Annotated in this window: 15 protein-coding genes; 4 read left to right on the forward strand and 11 right to left on the reverse strand. The window is 34.4% G+C overall.

Annotated features, from left to right (window positions below):
• Positions 1–190: 190 nt before the first annotated feature.
• Positions 191–1,963, forward strand: a complete 1,773-nt coding sequence (locus tag C1H87_RS16540) for a BspA family leucine-rich repeat surface protein (protein WP_102756879.1) — start codon at positions 191–193, stop codon at positions 1,961–1,963.
• Positions 1,964–2,125: 162 nt separating this feature from the next.
• On the opposite strand, the gene C1H87_RS16545 is transcribed toward C1H87_RS16540, so the two are convergent.
• Complete coding sequence (locus C1H87_RS16545) at positions 2,126–5,578, reverse strand: pyruvate carboxylase (protein WP_102756880.1); 3,453 nt, start codon at positions 5,576–5,578, stop codon at positions 2,126–2,128.
• A 261-nt stretch (positions 5,579–5,839) separates the two neighbouring features.
• Here C1H87_RS16545 and C1H87_RS16550 point away from each other — a divergent pair, with 261 nt between their 5' ends.
• Positions 5,840–6,571, forward strand: coding sequence for a metallophosphoesterase family protein (locus C1H87_RS16550; RefSeq protein ID WP_199769301.1), 732 nt, complete (start codon positions 5,840–5,842; stop codon positions 6,569–6,571).
• A gap of 119 nt (positions 6,572–6,690) precedes the next feature.
• Here the strand turns inward: C1H87_RS16550 and C1H87_RS16555 are convergent, their stop codons facing one another.
• From C1H87_RS16555 to C1H87_RS16600, 10 genes are all read right to left on the reverse strand, one after another.
• A complete protein-coding gene (locus tag C1H87_RS16555) occupies positions 6,691–7,509 on the reverse strand; it encodes a TIGR04283 family arsenosugar biosynthesis glycosyltransferase (RefSeq protein WP_102756882.1) in 819 nt (272 codons plus the stop codon).
• A complete protein-coding gene (locus C1H87_RS16560; protein ID WP_102756883.1) occupies positions 7,502–8,374 on the reverse strand; it encodes a DUF547 domain-containing protein in 873 nt (290 codons plus the stop codon). The genes C1H87_RS16555 and C1H87_RS16560 overlap by 8 nt, the downstream gene beginning before the upstream one ends.
• 29 nt (positions 8,375–8,403) lie before the next feature.
• On the reverse strand, positions 8,404–9,519 hold the full coding sequence (locus C1H87_RS16565) for an inorganic phosphate transporter (protein WP_102756884.1): 1,116 nt from the start codon (positions 9,517–9,519) through the stop codon (positions 8,404–8,406).
• A 749-nt stretch (positions 9,520–10,268) separates the two neighbouring features.
• Positions 10,269–11,240: an arsenosugar biosynthesis arsenite methyltransferase ArsM gene (gene arsM / locus C1H87_RS16570; protein ID WP_102756885.1), complete on the reverse strand. Its 972-nt coding sequence runs from the start codon at positions 11,238–11,240 to the stop codon at positions 10,269–10,271.
• A 140-nt stretch (positions 11,241–11,380) separates the two neighbouring features.
• Positions 11,381–12,193, reverse strand: a complete 813-nt coding sequence (locus C1H87_RS16575) for a purine-nucleoside phosphorylase (protein WP_102756886.1) — start codon at positions 12,191–12,193, stop codon at positions 11,381–11,383.
• 40 nt (positions 12,194–12,233) lie between these two features.
• The gene (locus C1H87_RS16580) at positions 12,234–12,779 is read right to left on the reverse strand and encodes an MOSC domain-containing protein (RefSeq protein WP_102756887.1); all 546 of its coding nucleotides are present in this window, start codon (positions 12,777–12,779) and stop codon (positions 12,234–12,236) included.
• 31 nt (positions 12,780–12,810) lie between these two features.
• Complete coding sequence (locus tag C1H87_RS16585) at positions 12,811–13,440, reverse strand: TIGR04282 family arsenosugar biosynthesis glycosyltransferase (RefSeq protein ID WP_102756888.1); 630 nt, start codon at positions 13,438–13,440, stop codon at positions 12,811–12,813.
• On the reverse strand, positions 13,433–13,927 hold the full coding sequence (locus C1H87_RS16590; protein WP_102756889.1) for a rhodanese-like domain-containing protein: 495 nt from the start codon (positions 13,925–13,927) through the stop codon (positions 13,433–13,435). The genes C1H87_RS16585 and C1H87_RS16590 overlap by 8 nt, the downstream gene beginning before the upstream one ends.
• A 2-nt stretch (positions 13,928–13,929) precedes the next feature.
• The gene (gene arsS / locus C1H87_RS16595) at positions 13,930–14,994 is read right to left on the reverse strand and encodes an arsenosugar biosynthesis radical SAM (seleno)protein ArsS (RefSeq protein ID WP_102756890.1); all 1,065 of its coding nucleotides are present in this window, start codon (positions 14,992–14,994) and stop codon (positions 13,930–13,932) included.
• Between the two features lie 74 nt (positions 14,995–15,068).
• Positions 15,069–15,404, reverse strand: a complete 336-nt coding sequence (locus tag C1H87_RS16600; protein ID WP_102756891.1) for an arsenosugar biosynthesis-associated peroxidase-like protein — start codon at positions 15,402–15,404, stop codon at positions 15,069–15,071.
• Between the two features lie 300 nt (positions 15,405–15,704).
• Here C1H87_RS16600 and C1H87_RS16605 point away from each other — a divergent pair, with 300 nt between their 5' ends.
• The gene (locus C1H87_RS16605) at positions 15,705–18,749 is read left to right on the forward strand and encodes a WGR domain-containing protein (protein ID WP_158655259.1); all 3,045 of its coding nucleotides are present in this window, start codon (positions 15,705–15,707) and stop codon (positions 18,747–18,749) included.
• Positions 18,750–18,756: 7 nt separating this feature from the next.
• Positions 18,757–20,385, forward strand: a complete 1,629-nt coding sequence (locus tag C1H87_RS16610) for an SWIM zinc finger family protein (protein ID WP_102756893.1) — start codon at positions 18,757–18,759, stop codon at positions 20,383–20,385.
• Positions 20,386–20,526: the final 141 nt, after the last annotated feature.

Here is a 20,526-nt window from a genome sequence, read left to right on the forward strand (position 1 = left end):
AACTCTGGAGAAACCAGATGTACCAATAAGAAAACAAGAGTGTGCATAAATTAAAAATCAGGATGAACTACCATAATTTATAAGATTTTGATAAAAAGAGCCAAGTATTTTAAAATAGTAATTTTTTGACAAATCGTTTACGTCCGGATGGGATAGTTTTGAGCTTTTAATTACTTAAAACGATCATGTTATGATAAAAAAAATTACCATTTTGGCACTTATATTAAGTAGCTACATGCCCTTATCTGCGCAAAGAGCATTTATTACCACTTGGAAAACCACAACAGCCAATGAGTCTATTACCATTCCTACAGCGGGTAGTGGATATAATTACACCGTAGATTGGGGAGACGGAACAGCAGATACGAACCAAACAGGAGATGCAGGTCATGAATATGCGCAGGCAGGTATGCATACCGTAAAAATTACTGGAGATTTTCCTAGAATTTATTTTGAGAAAAGTACTACGGAGAATAAATCAAAGATACAAAGCATAGAGCAGTGGGGTGATGGGGAATGGCGTTCAATGAATAGGGCTTTTTACGATTGTAAAGACTTACAAGGAAACGCAACAGATGTTCCAAACTTATCCAATGTAACCGATATGAGTTATATGTTTAGAGGAGCCACCAGTTTTAACCAGGGTCTAGGTGGTTGGAATGTTTCTAATGTAACCGATATGACTTATATGTTTTGGCAAGCTACTAGTTTTAATGGGAATATAGGTAATTGGAATGTTTCCAATGTAACCGATATGACTTATATGTTTAGAGAAGCCACCAGTTTTAATCAGGATCTAGGTGGTTGGAATGTTTCCAATGTAACCAATATGAGAAGTATGTTTAGTAGAGCCACCAGTTTTAATGGAGATCTAGGTAGCTGGAATGTTTCCAATGTAACCAATATGGGAGGTATGTTTTGGCAAGCCACCAGTTTTAATCAGGATATAAGTAGCTGGAATGTGTCCAATGTAACCCAGATGTATAGTATGTTTGATGGAGCGACCAGTTTTAATCAGGATCTAAGTGGTTGGAACGAAAAAGTTTCCAATGTAACCAATATGAGAAGTATGTTTAGAGAAGCCACCAGTTTTAATCAGGATCTAAGTGGTTGGGATGTTTCTAATGTAACCGATATGAGTTCTATGTTTTATAGAGTCACCAGTTTTAATCATGATATAGGTAGTTGGAATGTTTCCAATGTAACCAATATGAGAAGTATGTTTGGTAGAGCTACCAGTTTTAATCAGAATCTAGGTGGTTGGAATGTTTCCAATGTAACCAATATGGGAGGTATGTTTTCTAGAGCGGACAGTTTTAATCAAGATATAGGTAGCTGGAATGTTTCCAATGTAACCAATATGAGAAGTATGTTTAATGGTACCGCCAGTTTTAATCAGGATCTAAGTGGTTGGAATGTTTCTAATGTAACCGATATGAGCTATATGTTTCGCCAAGCTACTAGTTTTAACGGGGATATAGGCAACTGGGATGTTTCCAATGTAACCAATATGACCAATATGTTTGAAAACACTACTCTTTCTACAGAAAACTACGATGCCCTATTAGCAGGTTGGAGCAAGCGATCATTGCAAAGTGGGGTGAAATTTGATGGGGGAAACAGCAAGTATTGTCAGGGAGAACCTGCAAGGCAGAAGCTTATAGACGATTTTAACTGGAGCATAACCGATGGAGGAAAAGCTGCGGGGTGCACGTTAAGTACCCCAAGTATAGAAACAGAGGCGTTCATGGTATGGCCAAACCCAACGACCCAGAACATCCAAATAGATCTGGACAGGGAGATAGAGCAACTAAGGCTATACAACCTACAGGGTGCAGAGGTGCTCGCTCAAAAAGGAGTGCACAACAAGTCGGTAGATGTATCTGCACTGCCATCAGGCACTTATTTATTAAAAATACAAACTGGAGCGGGCTCCATAGTAAGCAGAATAGTTAAAAAGTAGTTGGTTGAGGAACTAACTAACTAACTAACTAACGTGAGTTTCTATCTTAAAAAGCAAATATAAAGGCATTGTTAATATAGAAACTCACGTTAAATTTAAACTAAAACACATTAGATGATTCCTGCCTTACTGAAACAAATTCAGCTCAGGTCATAGAAACGGCTATTCAAGCATTATTACCAAATCTTCAGAATTCACCATAGTGCCAGATTTTAAAACAACTTGTTTTATCGTTGCATTTTCAACAGCAGTAATAGTCGTTTCCATTTTCATGGCTTCTATAATAAACAGGGGTTGGTTTTTAACAACCTGTTCCCCTTTCTTTACTAAAATGGTAGAAAGCATACCTTGTAAAGGAGCTCCTATTTGTTTTTCGTTGGTTTTATCTGCTTTTACATGTTCAACCTTATCTACCTTAATAGACGTATTTCTAATTTCTACACTACGGCCTTGTCCGTTTACTTTAAAATATACAGTAACCATACCATCGGCATTAGGTTCTCCAACAGATTCCAGTGTGATGAGAACCGCTTTACCTTTGTCTAATGTTACTATAATTTCCTCCCCAATGTCCATACCGTAAAAGAAATTTTTAGTAGGAACATGCATGATGTTGCCATACTTTAAATGCTTGTTATAAGCATCGGTAAAGACTTTTGGATAAAGACTGTAAGATAGAAAATCGGTAATGTCTGCAGGCCTGCCTAAACCTTTTTCAAATATCTTTTTGAAGGATTTGTATTCCTCTTCAATGTCTATAGGGGGAATATGGGCATTTGGTCTATCGGAATATGGTTTTTGGTCTTTTAAAACTAATTTTTGAAGTTTTTCAGGAAAACCTCCAACAGGTTGTCCCAAATCACCCTTAAAGAAACTCACCACAGATTGCGGAAATGAGATGCTATCACCTCGTTCTAATACATCGTCGATAGTTAGGTTGTTACTAACTAAATATTGTGCCATATCACCCACAACCTTCGAGCTAGGAGTTACTTTTATAATATCGCCAAAAAGCTGATTAACGTTACTATACATAGTCGTTATTTCATGGAAACGATCTTCCAAACCTAAGGCTTGAGCCTGAGGTTTTAAATTGGAATACTGTCCTCCGGGAATTTCATGCTTAAATACTTGTCCCGATCCTGCTTTTAAGCCAGATTCGAAGGGGTAATAATAATCTCTAACTGTTTCCCAGTAGTTCGAATACGTGTTTAACGAGTCTATGTTTATTGCCGGTTCCCTGTCATTGTACCGCAACATTTCTACAATAGAGTTAAAGTTGGGCTGCGATGTTAACCCCGACAAACCACCTAAGGCTACATCAATCACATCAACACCAGCTTCTACAGCTTTTAAATAGGTGGCAGATTGAATGGACGATGTATCGTGAGTATGTAAGTGTATCGGAATATTTACTTTCTGTTTTAATGCAGAAATAAGTTCGAAAGCGGCATAGGGTTTTAATAAACCAGCCATATCTTTTATAGCTAAAATATGTGCGCCAGCATTTTCAATATCTTTCGCTAGGCTTGTATAGTATTTTAAATTGTATTTGGTGTTTTTAGAGTTTAAAATATCACCTGTATAACAGATTGAAGCTTCTGCTAAACCTCCTGTTTTTTTCCTTACATGTTCTATACAGGGCGCAATAGATTCCATCCAATTAAGTGAATCGAAAATTCTAAAAATATCGATACCGTTTTCCCAGGATTGCTCTATGAATTTTTCTATTAAATTGTCTGAGTAAGCTTTATAGCCAACACCATTAGACCCTCTAAGTAACATTTGCAGCAATATGTTCGGCATGGCTTTTCGAAGCATTTGTAAACGTTCCCAAGGGTTTTCCTGTAAAAAACGCATACAAACATCGAAAGTTGCACCACCCCAAACTTCCATACTAAATACTTCTGGATGGTTTTTAGCAAACCCTTCCGCAACTTTTACCATATCGTAAGTACGCATTCGGGTGGCTAATAAACTTTGATGCGCATCCCGCATCGTGGTATCTGTAAAATGAACCTTTTTTTCATGCTTTAGCCATTCGGAAAACTTTTCGGGACCTAACTCGGTTAATAAATCTTTGGTACCCTTAGGGTAATCAGCAGTTAGATCGAATTTTGGAACCTTTGGTTTTACAAATGTTTTTGTTGGATCTAATTTTTTGACATCCTCATTACCATTTATAATAACATCTCCCAAATAAGTAATGAGTTTTGTAGCTCTATTTCTGGATACCTTAAAATTGAATAAATCGGGGTTAGACTTGATAAAGTTTACGGTTACTTTTCCTTTTTTAAAGGTTTCGTGTTTTAAAATGTTATTTAAAAATGGAATATTGGTTTTTACGCCTCGAATTCTAAATTCTGCTAAAGCACGACTTACTTTTCTGCTAGCCCCATCTAAAGTTCTGCTATTCGCTGTTACTTTTACTAGCATAGAATCGAAAAACGGAGAAATGGTCACGCCTTGATAAATACTTCCGGCATCTAAGCGAATGCCGAATCCAGAAGCACTTCTATATGCTGTAATCGTACCATAATCTGGTTTAAAATTGTTTTGAGGATCTTCTGTAGTTATTCTACATTGTAACGCATAACCAGTTACTTTCACAGTCTCCTGATTTGTAATTTTTATTTGCTGATCGGATAGTTTATACCCACCGGCCACAAATAATTGGGTTTTAACCAAATCGATATTAGTTACTACCTCGGTTACGGTATGTTCTACCTGAATTCTAGGGTTAACTTCGATAAAATAAATAGAGTCGTCCTCATCTACCAAAAACTCAACCGTACCAATATTATTGTAATCTACAGCTTTACAAATTTTAAGTGCATAATTATATAAAGCGGTTTTGGTTTCTTCTTTTAAACCATAGGAAGGAGCAAATTCTATTACTTTTTGATAACGGCGTTGTACAGAGCAGTCCCTTTCGTATAGATGCACCATATTACCATGATTATCTGCCGCAATTTGAATTTCAATATGCTTTGGATTTTCTACAAACTTTTCTAAAAATACGGTGTCGTCTCCAAAAGCATTTAGGGCTTCGCGTTTACTTTCGTTAAAAGCGCTTTTTAGTTCGTTTTCTTCTCTTATAACACGCATGCCTCTTCCACCTCCGCCAGATGCTGCTTTTAGCATAATCGGATACCCGATTTTTTCAGCTTCGCTTAAAGCCGTTTCTATATTATTTAAAGGTTTGCTGTTACTTTTTATAATAGGAATGTTGTTTTCTACGGCTACTTTTTTGGCTGTGATTTTATCACCTAAAGATTTTAAAACAGAGATTTTTGGACCTATAAAAATAATACCATTGTCTTCGCAGGCTTGTGCAAAATCTGCATTTTCTGAAAGAAAACCATAACCAGGGTGAATGGCGTCTGCACCGTTCTCTAATGCAATTTTTATAATAAGATTAATGTTTAAGTACGGTTTTAATGGCTCATTATCTTCGCCTATTTGATAAGCTTCATCCGATTTATGTCTGTGGAGCGAATATCGATCTTCGTAGGTATAAATGCCAATAGTTTTAACCCCTATTTCTGCGCATGCCCTAAAAATTCTAATGGCAATTTCGCCACGATTGGCAACCAGTACTTTATTTATTTTCATTTATTAAAAAATTAAAATTTAAGAGATCATAAAACTAATAAATTATCGTCAATGTTTAATTTTATTTTTGAAGGATTGTTAATGAAAAAAAGATTTTTTTGATAATTATTTAATTTAAGTTAAAGAATTCAATAAATTAAGGTGTTCCTAGATGAGGAGGTATAAGTTAGAAAATAGAGTAAACTTTTAATTTAAAGTTAACTTTCGTTTTCGTTATTTCAAATAGAATCTATTAGATTTGCGGAAAAATTGATTTAAATTATGAGAACTGTAGCTATTGGAGATATTCATGGTGGTTTAAGGGCACTAACTCAAGTGTTAAATAAAGTTGAGGTTAAGGATGAGGATACACTTATCTTTATGGGTGATTATGTAGACGGTTGGAGTGAGTCTGCTCAGGTTATTCAGTTTTTAATAGAGTTGTCTGAAAAAATAAATTGTGTTTTTATAAAAGGAAATCATGATGTTTGGTGCGAGAATTGGCTAAGATCGGAAGACGTGAACCCCGTTTGGTACATTCATGGTGGTAAGGAAACTATTGAAAGTTATGAGCTGTTTTCTGAAGAAGAAAAAAAGCAACATTTAGCGTTTTTCGAAAATATGCCGTTGTATCACCTTGACGATGAGAATCGTTTATTTGTTCATGCAGGTTTTACTTCGATGCATGGTGTGGCCAAAGAAGTGTATAAGGAAACCTTTTATTTTGATAGAACACTTTGGGAGATGGCTTTAACACTAGACAAAAGTATAAGTGAGGATGCTCTTGTATACCCAAAACGCTTAAAGCATTATAAAGAAATTTATATTGGACATACACCAACAACCAATTTTAATTCGAATGTGCCTATGCATGCTGCGAATGTTTGGAATATCGATACAGGTGCAGCTTTTAAGGGTAAGGTTTCTGCAATGGATTTAAGCTCCAAAGAAGTATTCCAGAGTGATAATTTACCTGCTTTGTATCCTGATGAAAAGGGACGGAATAAGGACTAAATTCCTGCGAAGGCAGGAATCTATTTTTTTGTCTTACAGTTTATACTGGGCACAATCGAAGCTTTTGAAACAAACTACAGCTACAGCAAGAATCTGCTTCAAAATTTTTCCTTACGATTTCATTTTATAAGATTCTTGCCCGCACAGGAATAAACATACTTTTTATAGTAACGATTTAATTCCTTGGCATCTGCTCCCATCCATTTTTTTAGGTGAATTCTCCAATAATAGTATTGTAGTTTCCAAACACCATTAGCACAGTAACATCTTGCAGAGGTTGTTAGCCACTCTTGAATCACAACAAATTGTTTTCGATCGTAAAGTTTTGAGATTAAATCATTGTCTTCGTAAATGGTATAGTCTTCATTAAAACCACCAATATCATTAAAAAGCGCCATTGTTATAAATTGACTTTGATCACCACCCCGACAAATCTTCCATGGTAATCGGGTGAGTTGTCCGGCGAGTTTAAGCCACAGATGGTTGCTGTTAAATTTCATTCTAAAACAACCAGCTTGATTGCCTTTGTTAACTTCATTAAGAATAAGGACATCAAAATTTTTAGGTGGAAACGAATCGGCATGTAAAAAGTAGAGGGTATTACCGGTTGCATGTTTAGCTCCCAGATTCATTTGTTTGGCACGTCCTTTTGGTGCGTTAAACAGTTTTATTATTGTCTCCTCGAGCACTTCGCCCGGTACAAGTTTTGACGAGAGGTTTTTGTTAGGTCTCGATTTAGCTTGCCTTGAGCGAAGTCGAAAGGCTCGACCTGACATATATTTTGAAACAATGTCTAGTGATCCGTCGGTGCTACCACCATCTACAATAATTATGTCTGCTATATTTTCTTTTGATGAGTTTTTAAGCAGGTGTGTGAGCAGATTGCCAATATGATCTGCTTCATTTAGTATGGGTATAATTATCGATAATTTATTCATTTAAATTCCAATTGTAGGCTTTAAATTTCTTTTTTGCTTTGTTAGAAATTGTAATTTCTGTGTATTGGTTTAGAAAATCGATTAGTGACCCCGACTGTTTAAAATCTTTTGAAAACCATTGAAATATTTTTGAGAGTTCTAGGTTGTTTTTAGAAATATTATTTCTATCAGAATCACTTAAAAAGTCTTTAGTAACATGGGTTAGTTGTTCGTCTAAGTTTGACGAAGTAAAGGCTTCGTTTTGCAGTTTAGGACAAGAAAAAGAAGCGCAAACTATAGCAAAATGAATTCTAGGTTCGTCCATTTTACGCAAAATCTGGTGTTCGATCTCATTTAAATTATACCATTTTTCGCCGAGTTTCCAAAAACGTTGCTCCCAAGGTTTGTCAATGTCTTTAATACTTTTAACGGGATAATAACGTAGAATTAAATCGATTGTCATAGCATTGTAGGCATTAATCCAATAAGCGAGTTTGTCTTTTTTTGTACACGAATCTTGTGGCATATGTTCAGCTAGTAAAGTGATGTAATTTGTTAGCTTGCCTCTATCTAATTTGAAGTTTTTATAATTAACATTACCGTTGTTTGAGACGTGTTTTTGTAATAGGCTATGCCATGTGGAATGATTGAAAGTTTTTGTCGACTTTATTTTTTTTGGAGGAACTTCTTTAATAACATTATCTGTTTTATCCTGATTAGGGTTTAGAGTGTCTTTTTCTTCATTATTGGTAACCTTTACAGGTTCTCTCTCTTCAGTTACAGGCGCACTCTTTTCAATATTTTTTTGAGTGTTTTCTGTAACACGTTTAGTACCAGAACAAGATGATAAAGTAATTATTGTCAATAAAATTAAAAGGTACTTCATATAAAGTATTTTTTAGGCACTTAATAATATTATGAAAAAATTCCCAGTAGTTTAAATATTAGAGCACTTATAATAGCTGCTGTTGGTAAGGTAAGCAACCAAGATAGCATTATTTTACCTATCATTTTATAATCTGCTTTTTTCGTAACAGTTCCAATTCCAAAAATAGAACCCACAGATACATGCGTTGTAGAAACAGGTAATCCGTGAATACTCGCTGTTGTTACTAATAGCCCTGTAATTAAATTGGCAGTAAAACCCTGACCGGAATTCATTGGAGTAATTTTTCTACTCATGGTTACTCCAACCTTTTTTGCATTTAGCAATCCGCCACCAGCCATGATAATGGCAACAATGATCATGCTTAATTTAATATCTATAATGTTGATTATTAGCAACAAACCTACAATCTTTGGTGTATCGTTTAAACCACGAGCAAAACTTACTATACCGGCACTTAGGTAATGTAGCGCATCCAAAACTTTTTGCGAACTTAGGCCTAAAATTCCACCTTCATAGACTTCTGTTTTATTGTTAACTGTAGTCTCTATAACAGTTTTGGTTTTTAAAGTAGGAGCATCCATATGTAATGAATTTATTGTCGCTACTTGCTTTTTATGAATGTTTAGATTTGTCTTTTTAGTAACTCCAAGTTGTTTTCTAAAAAACCTGAAGATAAGATATGCTATAAAACTAGCGATAGCAGCCATTAAAGGGCTGACTATTAAAGGCATTAAAAACGTGCCTCCTAATTTTTCGAAATTAAATTGAGATCCAACTGCCATAACACCCGCACCAAATAATGAGCCAACTAAACTATGTGTTGTGGAAATTGGCATACCTATTTTTGTGGCAATAAAAACAGTTAAGGCTGCCCCTGAAGCAATTGAAATTGCAAATATGGGCATGGTTATTAATTCATTGGGGACTAAGCCTTTTCCTGAAAAGTTTTTTACCAGTTCGTTAGCTAAGAAAATAGCAGCTACAGATCCTGAAAAGGTGGTTATTGTGGCCCAATTAATAGCTTTTTTATAGTTGGTGGTTCCACTTCCAAAAAGCGTAGCAACTCCTTTGAAGTTATCGTTAGCACCGTTGCTATAAGCTAAAAAACAAGCAGAAAGAAATAAAAGAATTAAAATGGTCATATCATATTTTTTGTATGATCCTTTTGACGTTGTAAAACGTAAGTTCTTACTACAAGTTGTAAATTAAATGTTAAAAAGGAAAGAGGAGGCTCAAAAGTCAATTCTGAATAAAAATAACTTGTTAGCTATAGGCAGGGTTTTTTAATCTTTTGAATTTTTTAGCTTAAAAGAAAAAGCCAGAGTTCACTAGTTTTTTGAAAAGGGTTCTAAAACTTAAAATAGATATTACTCTGGCTTTTTGGGGGCTGTTTGCAGTAAATCCTTAACGCCACTACCAACAAATTACATATACTTGGGGCAATTAAAAGGTAGATCGTCTAACCCGATAAGGACTTACTAATTTTGTCTGCCTATAAGGCAGTTGCTATACTTTTGTTGTTTATTACGAAAAGTTTTTTGGAGATTTTGTATGTACGATAGATGTAACATCATTATTTCATTAGATTAGAGTGCTTATGCGAGTGAACAAAATTCGGAAACAAAACTTGTCTTAAACGGATAAAAGCTTGCCTGAGAAGGATTAATTAAATTTAATTCATGTAGGATTTTTTCAAGCATAATTGGGCTTTTGAAAGAAATTGCATGCAGGGAAAATTTAACTAATTGTAAGTTAGTGTATTATTTTTTGTGTTAAATAAAAGGGTGTTTTAAGGCGTATTCTAAAAGATGTTTTGGAGAATAAAATAATATAAAAAGAGGCTGTTTAGAAATTTTCTGAACAGCCTCCTTTTTTGGTTGCAGTACAAATATTAGCAGCAACCTCCACCATCGTAGTGGTATGTAGACTCTGAAATATAGATGTCGTCTCTATTTAAAGCTTTTAGAGCGTTAGCAGTTTTATCGCAAATAGCCAAGGGCTGATTTTTTAGCAATATATGACCAGCTTTATCGTCAAAAAAGTCTTCATCGCCATAATAAATGGCTGCTTTACCTGTAAACATGCAAGGCCCATCTTCTGGCATAGGATCTTTTATGGCAGCAACTTCAATGGATTCTATATAAATTAATTCGTCTGTTGGGTAGTTTTTAGGATCGAGAATTCTATAAGGTTTTCTTGCTCTAATCTCTATCGTACCAAAACCGGCATCGGTTAACGCTTTTACGTATTCTGCAATCGGTAAGCTGCCGCTTAAGCATAAAGCGCGCAGTCTTTCGTCATTGCGTAACGTATCGTTCATAGGCTGCTCGCATGTAGGGTCGCTCATTACCAATCTGCCATGAGGTTTTAAAACACGATACATTTCTGCAATGGCACTTTTTAAATCGTCTTCTTTAAAAATATTAAACAAGCAGTTTTGGGCAGCTACATCAATACTGTTATCTTCTACGGGAAGATTCATAGCATCGCCTTTTTTAAGGTCTACGAACTCACTTTTAAACCAATCATTTTCAGCTTCTGCCTCAATAAAGTTTTTGCGCGATGCTTCTAACATTTCATCAACCACATCAACACCAACTATACCGCCTTTTTGACGGTTAAAATAGGCGAATTGCAATAGTTCCATGCCTCCGCCAACACCAACATATAATGTTTTTGGGTTATTAGTTAAATCGCGTGCATGTACAGTACTTCCGCAACCATAATTCATTTCCTGCATGATTTTAGGAATTTTTAATCCAGGTAATTCCCAAATCGGATTTGTGGTACAGCATAAGCCAACATCTGGCGTTAAAGCCGCTTCTTTATATACATCGTGAGTAGTCTCTAAATAGTTGCTCATAGTTTTAATGTTTAGTAATTGGTTTGCAGTGTTCAGTTTACGGTAATCAGTGCTCAGTGATCAGTGTTCAATAATCGGTTTTGGTGATTAGTGTTCTGTATTTATGACTGTTACCTGTTGTTGAAATACTGCCAACTGTTTTACAGTGTCTTAATTAATTCTTTAAAAAGGGTTATCATATCTGGCTCTGCTTTTGCTGCATTTTCAATAATATCTGCAATATTAACAGGCTCTAGGTTATCTGGGTCGCATTCATCTGTTAAAACTGACACTGCAGCTACTTTTAATTTTAAATGATTTGCTACAATAATTTCTGGTACGGTACTCATTCCAACAGCATCAGACCCGATAATTTTTAGCATCCGGTATTCTGCTTTTGTTTCTAACTGAGGACCTACAACACTGGCATAAACCCCTTTATGCAGTTTTATGTTGTTAGCCTTGGCGATACTTTTAAATTTTGAATTAATTTCGGCGTCATAAGGTGCGCTCATGTCTGTAAAACGTTCTCCTAGTTCTTCAACACCCTTAAAAGCCAAAGGAGAGCTGCCCTGTAAGTTAATGTGGTCTTCAATAAGCATTAATTCGCCTTTTTTAAAGTCTAGATTAATAGCTCCTGCCGCATTGGAAACCAGTAATGTTTTTATACCTAATTTTTCCATGATACGAACCGGATATGTAACATCCTGTAAAGTATAGCCTTCGTATAAATGGAAGCGCCCTTGCATGACTATCGCTTTTTTGCCTGCGATCTCTCCATAAATTAGTTTTCCTTTATGGAACTCTACTGTTGCCGTTGGAAAGTTAGGGATATGATTGTAACTAACTTCTTTTATAATATTTACTTCGTTGATTAACTGACCTAATCCTGTACCTAGGATAATACCTATTTCCGGATTATCGAAACCTTTATCTTGAAGGTAATTTGTAGTTTCTTCTATATACTTGATCATAAACTGTGCTTTTATCTATAAATGTTATAGTGTGTTTTTATTATACTCTTTCTAATTTAACGTATGGTTTTTGAGGGAATTCAATAATTATTTTGTCTCCGGTTTTTATTTTCCCTCCTTCTAAAACGACTCCCATTATACCTGCTTTTCTAATTAAGTTGCCTTCGTCGTCTTTATCTAAAACAGCTTTCATTAATCCTTCTTGTTTTAAATCAAGTTGTTTACAGGGATTTCTTAGTCCGGTTATTTTTATTTTCGAGGTATCTCCTATGGTTAATATAGTATCTTTAGGTAAATTTAGTAAATCGATACCTTGGGTAGTAATGTTTTCACCTAATTCTCCAGAATTTACATTAAATCCCTTTTTTTCTAATTCATCAAACAATTCAGAATGAATTAGATGAATTTGCCTCAAGTTAGGTTGGTCAGGATTTTTTGCGACTCTAGAACGGTGTTTGATTTTTTCTCCCATATGGGCATCTCCCTCTACGCCCAATCCTTTGATTAAAACAATTTTGTCACAATTTTTTTTGCTAAACGTATGTGTACTACTTTTACTTACAGATTTTACAATGCCTTCTTTCATTTTCTAATCTTAGCTAACGCTTATAATATGATCAGCTTATCAATTGTCTAATTTTTAATTGAAGTGCTTCGTTTTGCTGGTAAAACAAAGAAGCTTCTAAATCCTCGAACGTATCAATATCGTTTAATGTTTCAAGTAGGGTGTAGGGTGTGTTTTCCTGTTCCAATTCCTCAAGCGTTACATCTAATAAATGCGATTCGCTCCAAGGTTTGTTGTCGAATATGGAATGATACATTTTCGTCATACCCACAAGGTAGTATCCGCCATCAATAGCGGGGCCAAAAACAACGTCACTCTGCTTTAAGCTTTTTAAACCGTTTTCAATAATTTCTGAGTTAATATCGGGCAAATCAGATCCTATTAGTACGACGCGTTCGTAACCATCTTCAAACCCTTTAATGAAGGCATTCTTCATACGTTCCCCCAGATTTTTACCTTCCTGAACTGCTTTATAGTCATTTTTCCATTTGCTTTCAATAACCGCATCAGAAAAATAAATGCGTCTGTCTGCTGCCATTTTTTCTGTGGCAAGCTCGGTGATTTTAACTAAACCTTTGTAAACCTCAAAAGCGCCCTGGGTGCCAATAGTCTTGGCTAGTCTGGTTTTTACTTTACCCAGTATGATGTTTTTAACAAAAACGATAACAAGTTCTTTATTCATAAACCTTAGTTCCTTTTTTTATCCATTTGCCCCACGTTTTAGAAAAAGCATGTATGCTGTCTGTTACTTTTTCTTCTGAATTGTAAATTGGTAGGTTGTTGTTTTTCCATTCAAAAATACCACCATATAAGTTTTCTACATTATTATACCCAGCTTTTTTTAGACTGTCTGCTATAGATTCTGAACGTATTCCTAAAGAACAGTAAACAACTATTTTGGCATTTTTATTTGGGATCTTTGTTTTAACAGTATTTATTTTAAAGTTGTCATATCCAACATAAATAGCGTTTTTTAGGTGACTTACTTTATATTCGGATGATTCTCGAGCATCTAAAAGTATGGGTAGTGTTGCTTGTTCTTTTAATTCCTTTACATAGATATAGGGAATACTTTCCTTATTGTGTTTTTTCAATAGGGATTTAAGTTTGTTTTGAGAAAAGCCCGAGGCTGTAAAACATATAAATATGTAAAAAAGTAATTTGTTCATAGTTAAGCTACTACACCTTGACAACTGCTTCCTGCACCAGCAGTACAGCCATAGCAATGTTGGGAAATAACAATATTTCTGCCTTCTAGTAGTTCTTCGTTGTATTCGGAAATATGCTTTACTTTACTATTAACAGGAAGTTCCAGCATTTGATTAAAATCGCAGTCGAACAAATAACCATCCCAGCTAACGGACAATGTGTTTGTGCACATAACGTTAGCCACTGCTGCCGGATTGTATGCCTCTACCAGAGCGTACATGTAATCCTCATAGTTTTCCGAAGCTATTAAGTAATCTAAAAACCTACTAATAGGTAAATTTGTAATGGCAAATAAATTGTGAAACTGAATATTGAAATCTTCTAATAAGGCCTTTTTAAAATCCTTTTCCATCGATGCTTGATCTCCTGGTAAAAAAGCACCAGAGGGGTTGTAAACCAAATCCAATCGAAGATCGCTATCTGGCATACCATAGCCAATAGCGTTTAATTCCTGTAAAGCTTTTATGGATTTATCGAAAACACCATCGCCACGCTGCTTATCCGTCTTTCCACGAGTCCAGTGCGGCATGGAGGATACCACATGGACATTATGTTTTTTAAAGAATTCGGGTAAATCGTAATACTTTTTATTCGCTCTTATTATAGTTAGGTTTGAGCGTACAATAAAATCTTTAATACCAGCTTTGGCAGCTTCTTCTACAAACCATCTGAAATTTGGATTCATTTCTGGTGCGCCGCCTGTTAAATCTAGAGTATGTGCACCGGTGTTTTTAATAACATCCAGACATTGTTGCATGGTCTCTCTGGTCATGATCTCCTTACGGTCTGGCCCGGCATCTACATGACAATGTTCGCAAACCTGGTTACACATATAACCAACGTTTATTTGAAGAATCTCTAATTTTTTAGCCTTTAATGGGAATTGATTTGTTTCTGCAATTTTATTCTTAAACGTAGGTAATTCACCATTTTGAAAAATACCATTCGATAAAATTTCAAGTTGCCTGTTGCTTTGCGCCAAATCGCTTTCGCGTTTGTGTAATGATTGTGTCTTTACTTTCGTCATGTCTAAATTATCTGAGATAATAATTTTTTCAACTTTCTAAACTCTAAACTCTAAACTCTAAACTCTAAACTCTATTAACCGTCTAGTTTATTAACCTTATTCATCATTTGTACGCCGTGTACTAAAGTAGCGCCACTTTTTATGGCAGCACCAACGTGTATAGCTTCCATCATTTCTTCTTTAGTTACACCCCGTTGTAAACCATCTTTTGTATAGGCGTCAATACAATAAGGGCATTGTTCTGTGTGAGCCACAGCCAAAGCGATTAACGATTTTTCTCTTGCTGTTAGGGCACCTTCTTCAAAGACTTTACCGTAATATTCAAAGAATTTGTTTCCCAATTCCTCACTCCATTCTGTGATTTTCCCAAACTTTCTTAAGTCAGCTGGATCGTAATATGTTTTTGACATTGAAAATATTTTTTCTAAAGATAAAACTCTTAATAAATTAAGTCGATAATATTAACAGGACTTAACATAAATTATTTATTAAAGTTTTAAAACTTTAATTATGACTTTGTAAAATACTAATGTAATGAATGATTTTTATTTTAATAAATGAAAAAAGATTGTTTTGTAGGGGTAATCTGTATTGATTTTTTCTAAAGTATTGACAATTAATTGAAAAGCTTTTTCGTTGTTAAAATGTTAATTAAACTAAGGTTTTTAACGGTTTTGTTGTGTATATTTACCTATAAAGAATTCTTAAGCTTGAAGATACAACAACAAAAGAAATTATATTTTACCGAGGGGAAATCTGATAAGGTTTATGAAGTGGATTTATGCGAATCTGAGTCGGGTTTATTCGTAGTAAATTTTAGATATGGACGAAGAGGTGCTAACTTGAGAGAAGGCACCAAAACTATTTTCCCAGTTGATTATGAAGAGGCATTAAAAATTTATAACAGTCTTATAGTAAGTAAAGAGAAAAAAGGATATAGTGAAAGTGGTGTTGTGTCTAAACCTGTTTCTGTAAATGCAGAACGAGAAAAAACAATAATAAAATATTTAAAGGAAGCTGTTGCAGGGATCTATTCTAGAGATTGGAAAGTATCCAGAATTATTTGGCGGGCTGCACAATTAAATATTAAAGGAGCTAGCGATCATATTGCTCATTTTTTAAAATCTAATGATGCATTCGAACAGTACGCTGCCATTTACGCATTATGTGTTTTAGAAGAATCTAATAGTGTTGATAGTATTTATAATGTTTTTAATACTCATAAATTTAAAAAGAAGGAAGGGAGAATTGCTGCCTCTTATCTTTTTAAGTTAGCTAATAATGATGTAAAAGAAAAGGTTGTTGCTGAAGTTGTAAATCATTTACCAGTAGATATCAAAACACACATTAGTAATGATGATTTGTTTTTTACAGCTCTAAATGACTATTATTTAAAAGATAAAGATATTGATGCGTCGTTGTTATATTATGTCTATTTGTTAACGTATAATAAAAACATCAATGGAAATCAGTTTTATAACTTCCTCCAAAAAATCCCATTAAAAGTAAATACATTTAAATCTTTAAGGTATATATATCGTGCTTCTCATTTGTTAAATGATCATTCTTTTTTTGGTTTAATTTCTAAGAAAATTGGAGTAAGTAACCCCGGTTATGTGTCAAATTACATCTATGTAGATAATCAATGGGCATCTACCGACGATGAAAAGAAAAAAGAGAACCCTTCTGTAGCGTTTTCTAAGAAAACGAAAGGGTACTTTAACAAAACAACTTATGCTTTAGTATACCATTTAAGTAAAACCAATATTACAGGGTATATTGATTATGTTGTAGCGTTGCTTATAGCTTTAGATGACAGTATTGATAGAAAAACAGAGCATGTACAATATGATTACACTTATAATGCCGTAGAAAGGCGCTATATTACAGAAAAACGCATTTTTCCAAAATACCATGACTTTCAGGCTTTAATGTATGTGCTTTATGGTAATTCTTCTAGGTTAAATAGAGTTGGTTCAAAATGGTTTTATACCGAAGAAACCAATAACGAAGATTTACCAAGAGAAGAACTTTTACCAGAAGTTTGGAATACCAAACCAGAAAAAGTATTGCAGATTTTAAGATATGCTAAAAGTGAAGAGGCTGTATATTTTGCATTGCGAATTATTAAAGAAAATAATTCCTTTTTGGAAGATTTAACGGTTGACGATTTGGGAAGTTTAATAGCGCATTATCATCCCAAAGTTTTAGATGTTATTTTAGAGGTTGTAGAAAGTAAATATAAAAATAAGCAACCAGAAGATGCTATTTTGTTGGCTTTGTTGTCTTCTAAAAACGAAAGCGCTAAAGAATTAGCTTTTGGTTGGTTAAGTAGTTTCGAATCCGATTATTTTTCCAGATCGGAGTTTGTTGCAAGTTTGTTGTTAACAGGAGAAGAAGATGTAATAGCTCATTTAAAATTATTATATGAGCACACGGTTAAGTATAAAATCCCGTTGTTACTGTCTCAATTAGAAGTGCTTTTTGTTGCTCCTTCTAAGTTTTCATCAGAATATCTTACTGCTGTTAATGGTTTAATTGGTGATACAAAATTTGGGACGTTATTAAGTGACGTTTCCGCTGATAAAATAATAAGTTTAGCATCTTCAAATTTGATAAGCAATAAATTGTTTGCTGCTAATCTTGCAAAGCACAATAAGTTAGATACCTATCAATTATTTAAAGAAACTATTGATGATTATATAAATTCTGAAGAGGCTCCGCTAAGGCAGGTTGGAATAGAATTATTATCTCATTTCCCTGATGAATTTTTACTTGAAAACACGAAAAAAATAAGTGCCTTTTGTTTTTCGGAATACGCTGAGGTTAGAAAAGCCATACAGCCAACCATAGAAAAGCTTTTAAGGTTAGATGAAGGCTTTAAACATAGCTTTTTTAAAGAGTTGCTTACCACGGTTACAATTCCAGAAGGGTACGAAGGATTGCATGAGAATTGCTATGTGCTTTTAAAAGAAAATTATGGCCGGCATTTAAATTCCATTTCTCAAGATAGCATTTTCAAGCTCATACTTTCTAATTACGATTATGCACAGAAATTAGGCGCTCCGTTATTTAAAGAGCAAATAGATCTCCATGGTTTGCCCGTAAAAGATATCGTGGTTCTTGGTAATTGTGATGTTTTTGAAATTAGGGAAATACTTAAAAATTATTTTGAAACTCATACAGATAGAATAAACTATGAATTAGAACATAGTTTACTGGTTTTTAACTCCTCTTGGCAAGATGTTATAGATTGGGCATGTTCTTATTTTGAAAAGCATATTGACGAAAACAATTGGACTGTAGATATGTTGTTGTATGCTTGCGATCATACTAAAAAAGAAGTGCAAGCTTTTGGACGTAAAATGATCACATTGCATTTTAGTGAAGAAAAAGGATTGCCGTTATTGTTAAAATTACAAGAACATCCAACTAAGGAAATGCAGTTTTTTGTTACGAATTATTTGAATACATATGCTAAAGGTAACTTGGAAGTTATATTAAAATTAGAAACATATTTTAGGTCTAGTTTATTTAATATAAATACCAGTAGAGCTACAAAAACAAGAGTTTATGCGTTTTTAGAGCAAGAATCTGTAAAGTATAAAGAAGTTGCAGAAATGACGGTGCGTTTAATACAAGCAATCTTGGGTACTAAAACCATACGAGATAGAAGTCATAATATTGACTTATTGCTGGCTATTTCTGAGGCATTTCCTGATATAGAAATTCCATTATTAATAAAATCTAATTAGTAGACAGATGCAGTTTAATTATAAATATGGAGGTTCAAGTATAGTAAAAAATGGCGTGTCTGCTACCGATGTAAGTTTTGCTCCCGATGTTTTACGCGATCCTACTTTTTTTGTTGGAACTTTAGATAAAAAAATTCCGTTTAGAGAAGCCATTTCTGCATTACACCATGTGGTAGTTGCCGATTTTAATTTTCAGCCTAAAGATAATTCTGCTTATTTAGCTTGGTTAAAAAGTCAGGAAGAAATTTGGTTGGCAGAAGCAAGTTCAGAACTTTCAAAATTGCAAACCGAAATACATGAAGTACGAACTAAATTAGAAGGTTTAAGAAAAGAACGAGAGGTTATAACAAAACCTTATTACAAGGCTCAGCGAGACTATTTTAAATTTTTATACAAAAGAGATTACGACGCTTGGATGGTGTTGGATCCAGTAATTACGGTTCATCCAGACCAAGTGTTTTTTGAATGTTTTAGTAAAGATGAATCGGTTTACGGGAAACTATCTTGCGGTTACGATGTTTTTAATAATATCAATGAGTTTAAATGCGGTACGACTAATATCGATTATTCGAAAAAATTATATGAAGAGTTTCAGAAAATAAGAACGTATAAAGAGACAGATTTTAAAATAGACCCAAAAGGATTTGATGTTAAAACTACGGGAGAAGCTAATTATAGGGAAGTTAAAATAGATTTGCCAGATAGTTGGGTTCGAGGCTTCCTTCAAGTAAGCACAGCCATGACATCAAAAAAAGTTTCTTTTGAGTTAGAAGCTATGGATATTGCAAACTTTATTTCGGTTCTAAAAAGAAATAAAGAACGTAAAGGACCACGCTCAATAAAGTATATATTAAAACCAGGAGAACCAATAGTAGCTGTCTTTGAACCTTGGAACATAGAAGTAGTATGTAATCAGTCTATTTATAAGGGGGAAACCCCAGAAGAAATTAGAGTTTGGGGACGCCGACGTATTTTGTTGTTAGAACGTTTATTGCCGATTACCAATAAATTCACAGTTCATCTTTTAGGTAGTGGCATGCCATCCTTTTATACTGCTCATTTAACATCCGAGATGTATTTTACGTTGGGGCTTTCTGGTTGGACTGCTAACGATTGGACACAATCCAGTCAGTTAGAATTATTGGCTCCAAGAGGCTTGGTGCCGGCAACCACAATGCAAACCATTTATTTAGAACTAAGAAAAGATTGGTTTGCAACAGAAACCGATATAGCCCAGACATTAAAATTGGATGTAGGCACAGTAAACAAATCCTTGGAAACCTTTGCGCAAGCAGGAAAAGTTATTTACGATTTAAAAAACAAGGTGTATCGAGTTCGTGAATTAAAAAGAGATGGAATCGATATAGAATCGCTCCGGTTTTCTAGTGAAACAGATAAAGAAGCTTTTAAACTTATGGAACAGGGAGCTGTTTCAAATTTAAAAGCAAACGAAAAGAACAATAAAATTACAGTTACAGGCTTAGTTAGTAACAGTTATAACACGACAGTTGTTATAGATAAGGACTTAAAAATAACAGATGCAAGTTGTACTTGTAACCATTATTATAAAAATAAAATGACAAAAGGACCTTGCCAACATATATTGGCTACAAGAATCACTTTTGATAAAAAATAGTATTATATTTAAACCCATGGTAGTGATAAGATAAAAACCTTGCATTTTGATTGGTGGATCGCCAATCTTGCACACAGATACCGAACGCGTCACTGACTCGAACTTAACTTGTGAAATAGGTACTAGTGTACTATTTCCGGT

This window comes from Flavivirga eckloniae, from assembly GCF_002886045.1.
Lineage (GTDB): Bacteria > Bacteroidota > Bacteroidia > Flavobacteriales > Flavobacteriaceae > Flavivirga > Flavivirga eckloniae.

Excerpts from the sequence above, each read along its gene's own strand:
- C1H87_RS16580 (WP_102756887.1), bottom strand. The coding sequence starts at position 12,779 with ATGAAAGAAGGCATTGTAAAATCTGTAAGTAAAAGTAGTACACATACG.
- C1H87_RS16540 (WP_102756879.1), top strand. The coding sequence starts at position 191 with ATGATAAAAAAAATTACCATTTTGGCACTTATATTAAGTAGCTACATG.
- C1H87_RS16575 (WP_102756886.1), bottom strand. The coding sequence starts at position 12,193 with ATGATCAAGTATATAGAAGAAACTACAAATTACCTTCAAGATAAAGGT.
- C1H87_RS16560 (WP_102756883.1), bottom strand. The coding sequence starts at position 8,374 with ATGAAGTACCTTTTAATTTTATTGACAATAATTACTTTATCATCTTGT.
- arsM (WP_102756885.1), bottom strand. The coding sequence starts at position 11,240 with ATGAGCAACTATTTAGAGACTACTCACGATGTATATAAAGAAGCGGCT.
- C1H87_RS16600 (WP_102756891.1), bottom strand. The coding sequence starts at position 15,404 with ATGTCAAAAACATATTACGATCCAGCTGACTTAAGAAAGTTTGGGAAA.
- C1H87_RS16585 (WP_102756888.1), bottom strand. The coding sequence starts at position 13,440 with ATGAATAAAGAACTTGTTATCGTTTTTGTTAAAAACATCATACTGGGT.
- arsS (WP_102756890.1), bottom strand. The coding sequence starts at position 14,994 with ATGACGAAAGTAAAGACACAATCATTACACAAACGCGAAAGCGATTTG.
- C1H87_RS16590 (WP_102756889.1), bottom strand. The coding sequence starts at position 13,927 with ATGAACAAATTACTTTTTTACATATTTATATGTTTTACAGCCTCGGGC.
- C1H87_RS16545 (WP_102756880.1), bottom strand. The coding sequence starts at position 5,578 with ATGAAAATAAATAAAGTACTGGTTGCCAATCGTGGCGAAATTGCCATT.
- C1H87_RS16550 (WP_199769301.1), top strand. The coding sequence starts at position 5,840 with ATGAGAACTGTAGCTATTGGAGATATTCATGGTGGTTTAAGGGCACTA.
- C1H87_RS16555 (WP_102756882.1), bottom strand. The coding sequence starts at position 7,509 with ATGAATAAATTATCGATAATTATACCCATACTAAATGAAGCAGATCAT.
- C1H87_RS16565 (WP_102756884.1), bottom strand. The coding sequence starts at position 9,519 with ATGACCATTTTAATTCTTTTATTTCTTTCTGCTTGTTTTTTAGCTTAT.
- C1H87_RS16610 (WP_102756893.1), top strand. The coding sequence starts at position 18,757 with ATGCAGTTTAATTATAAATATGGAGGTTCAAGTATAGTAAAAAATGGC.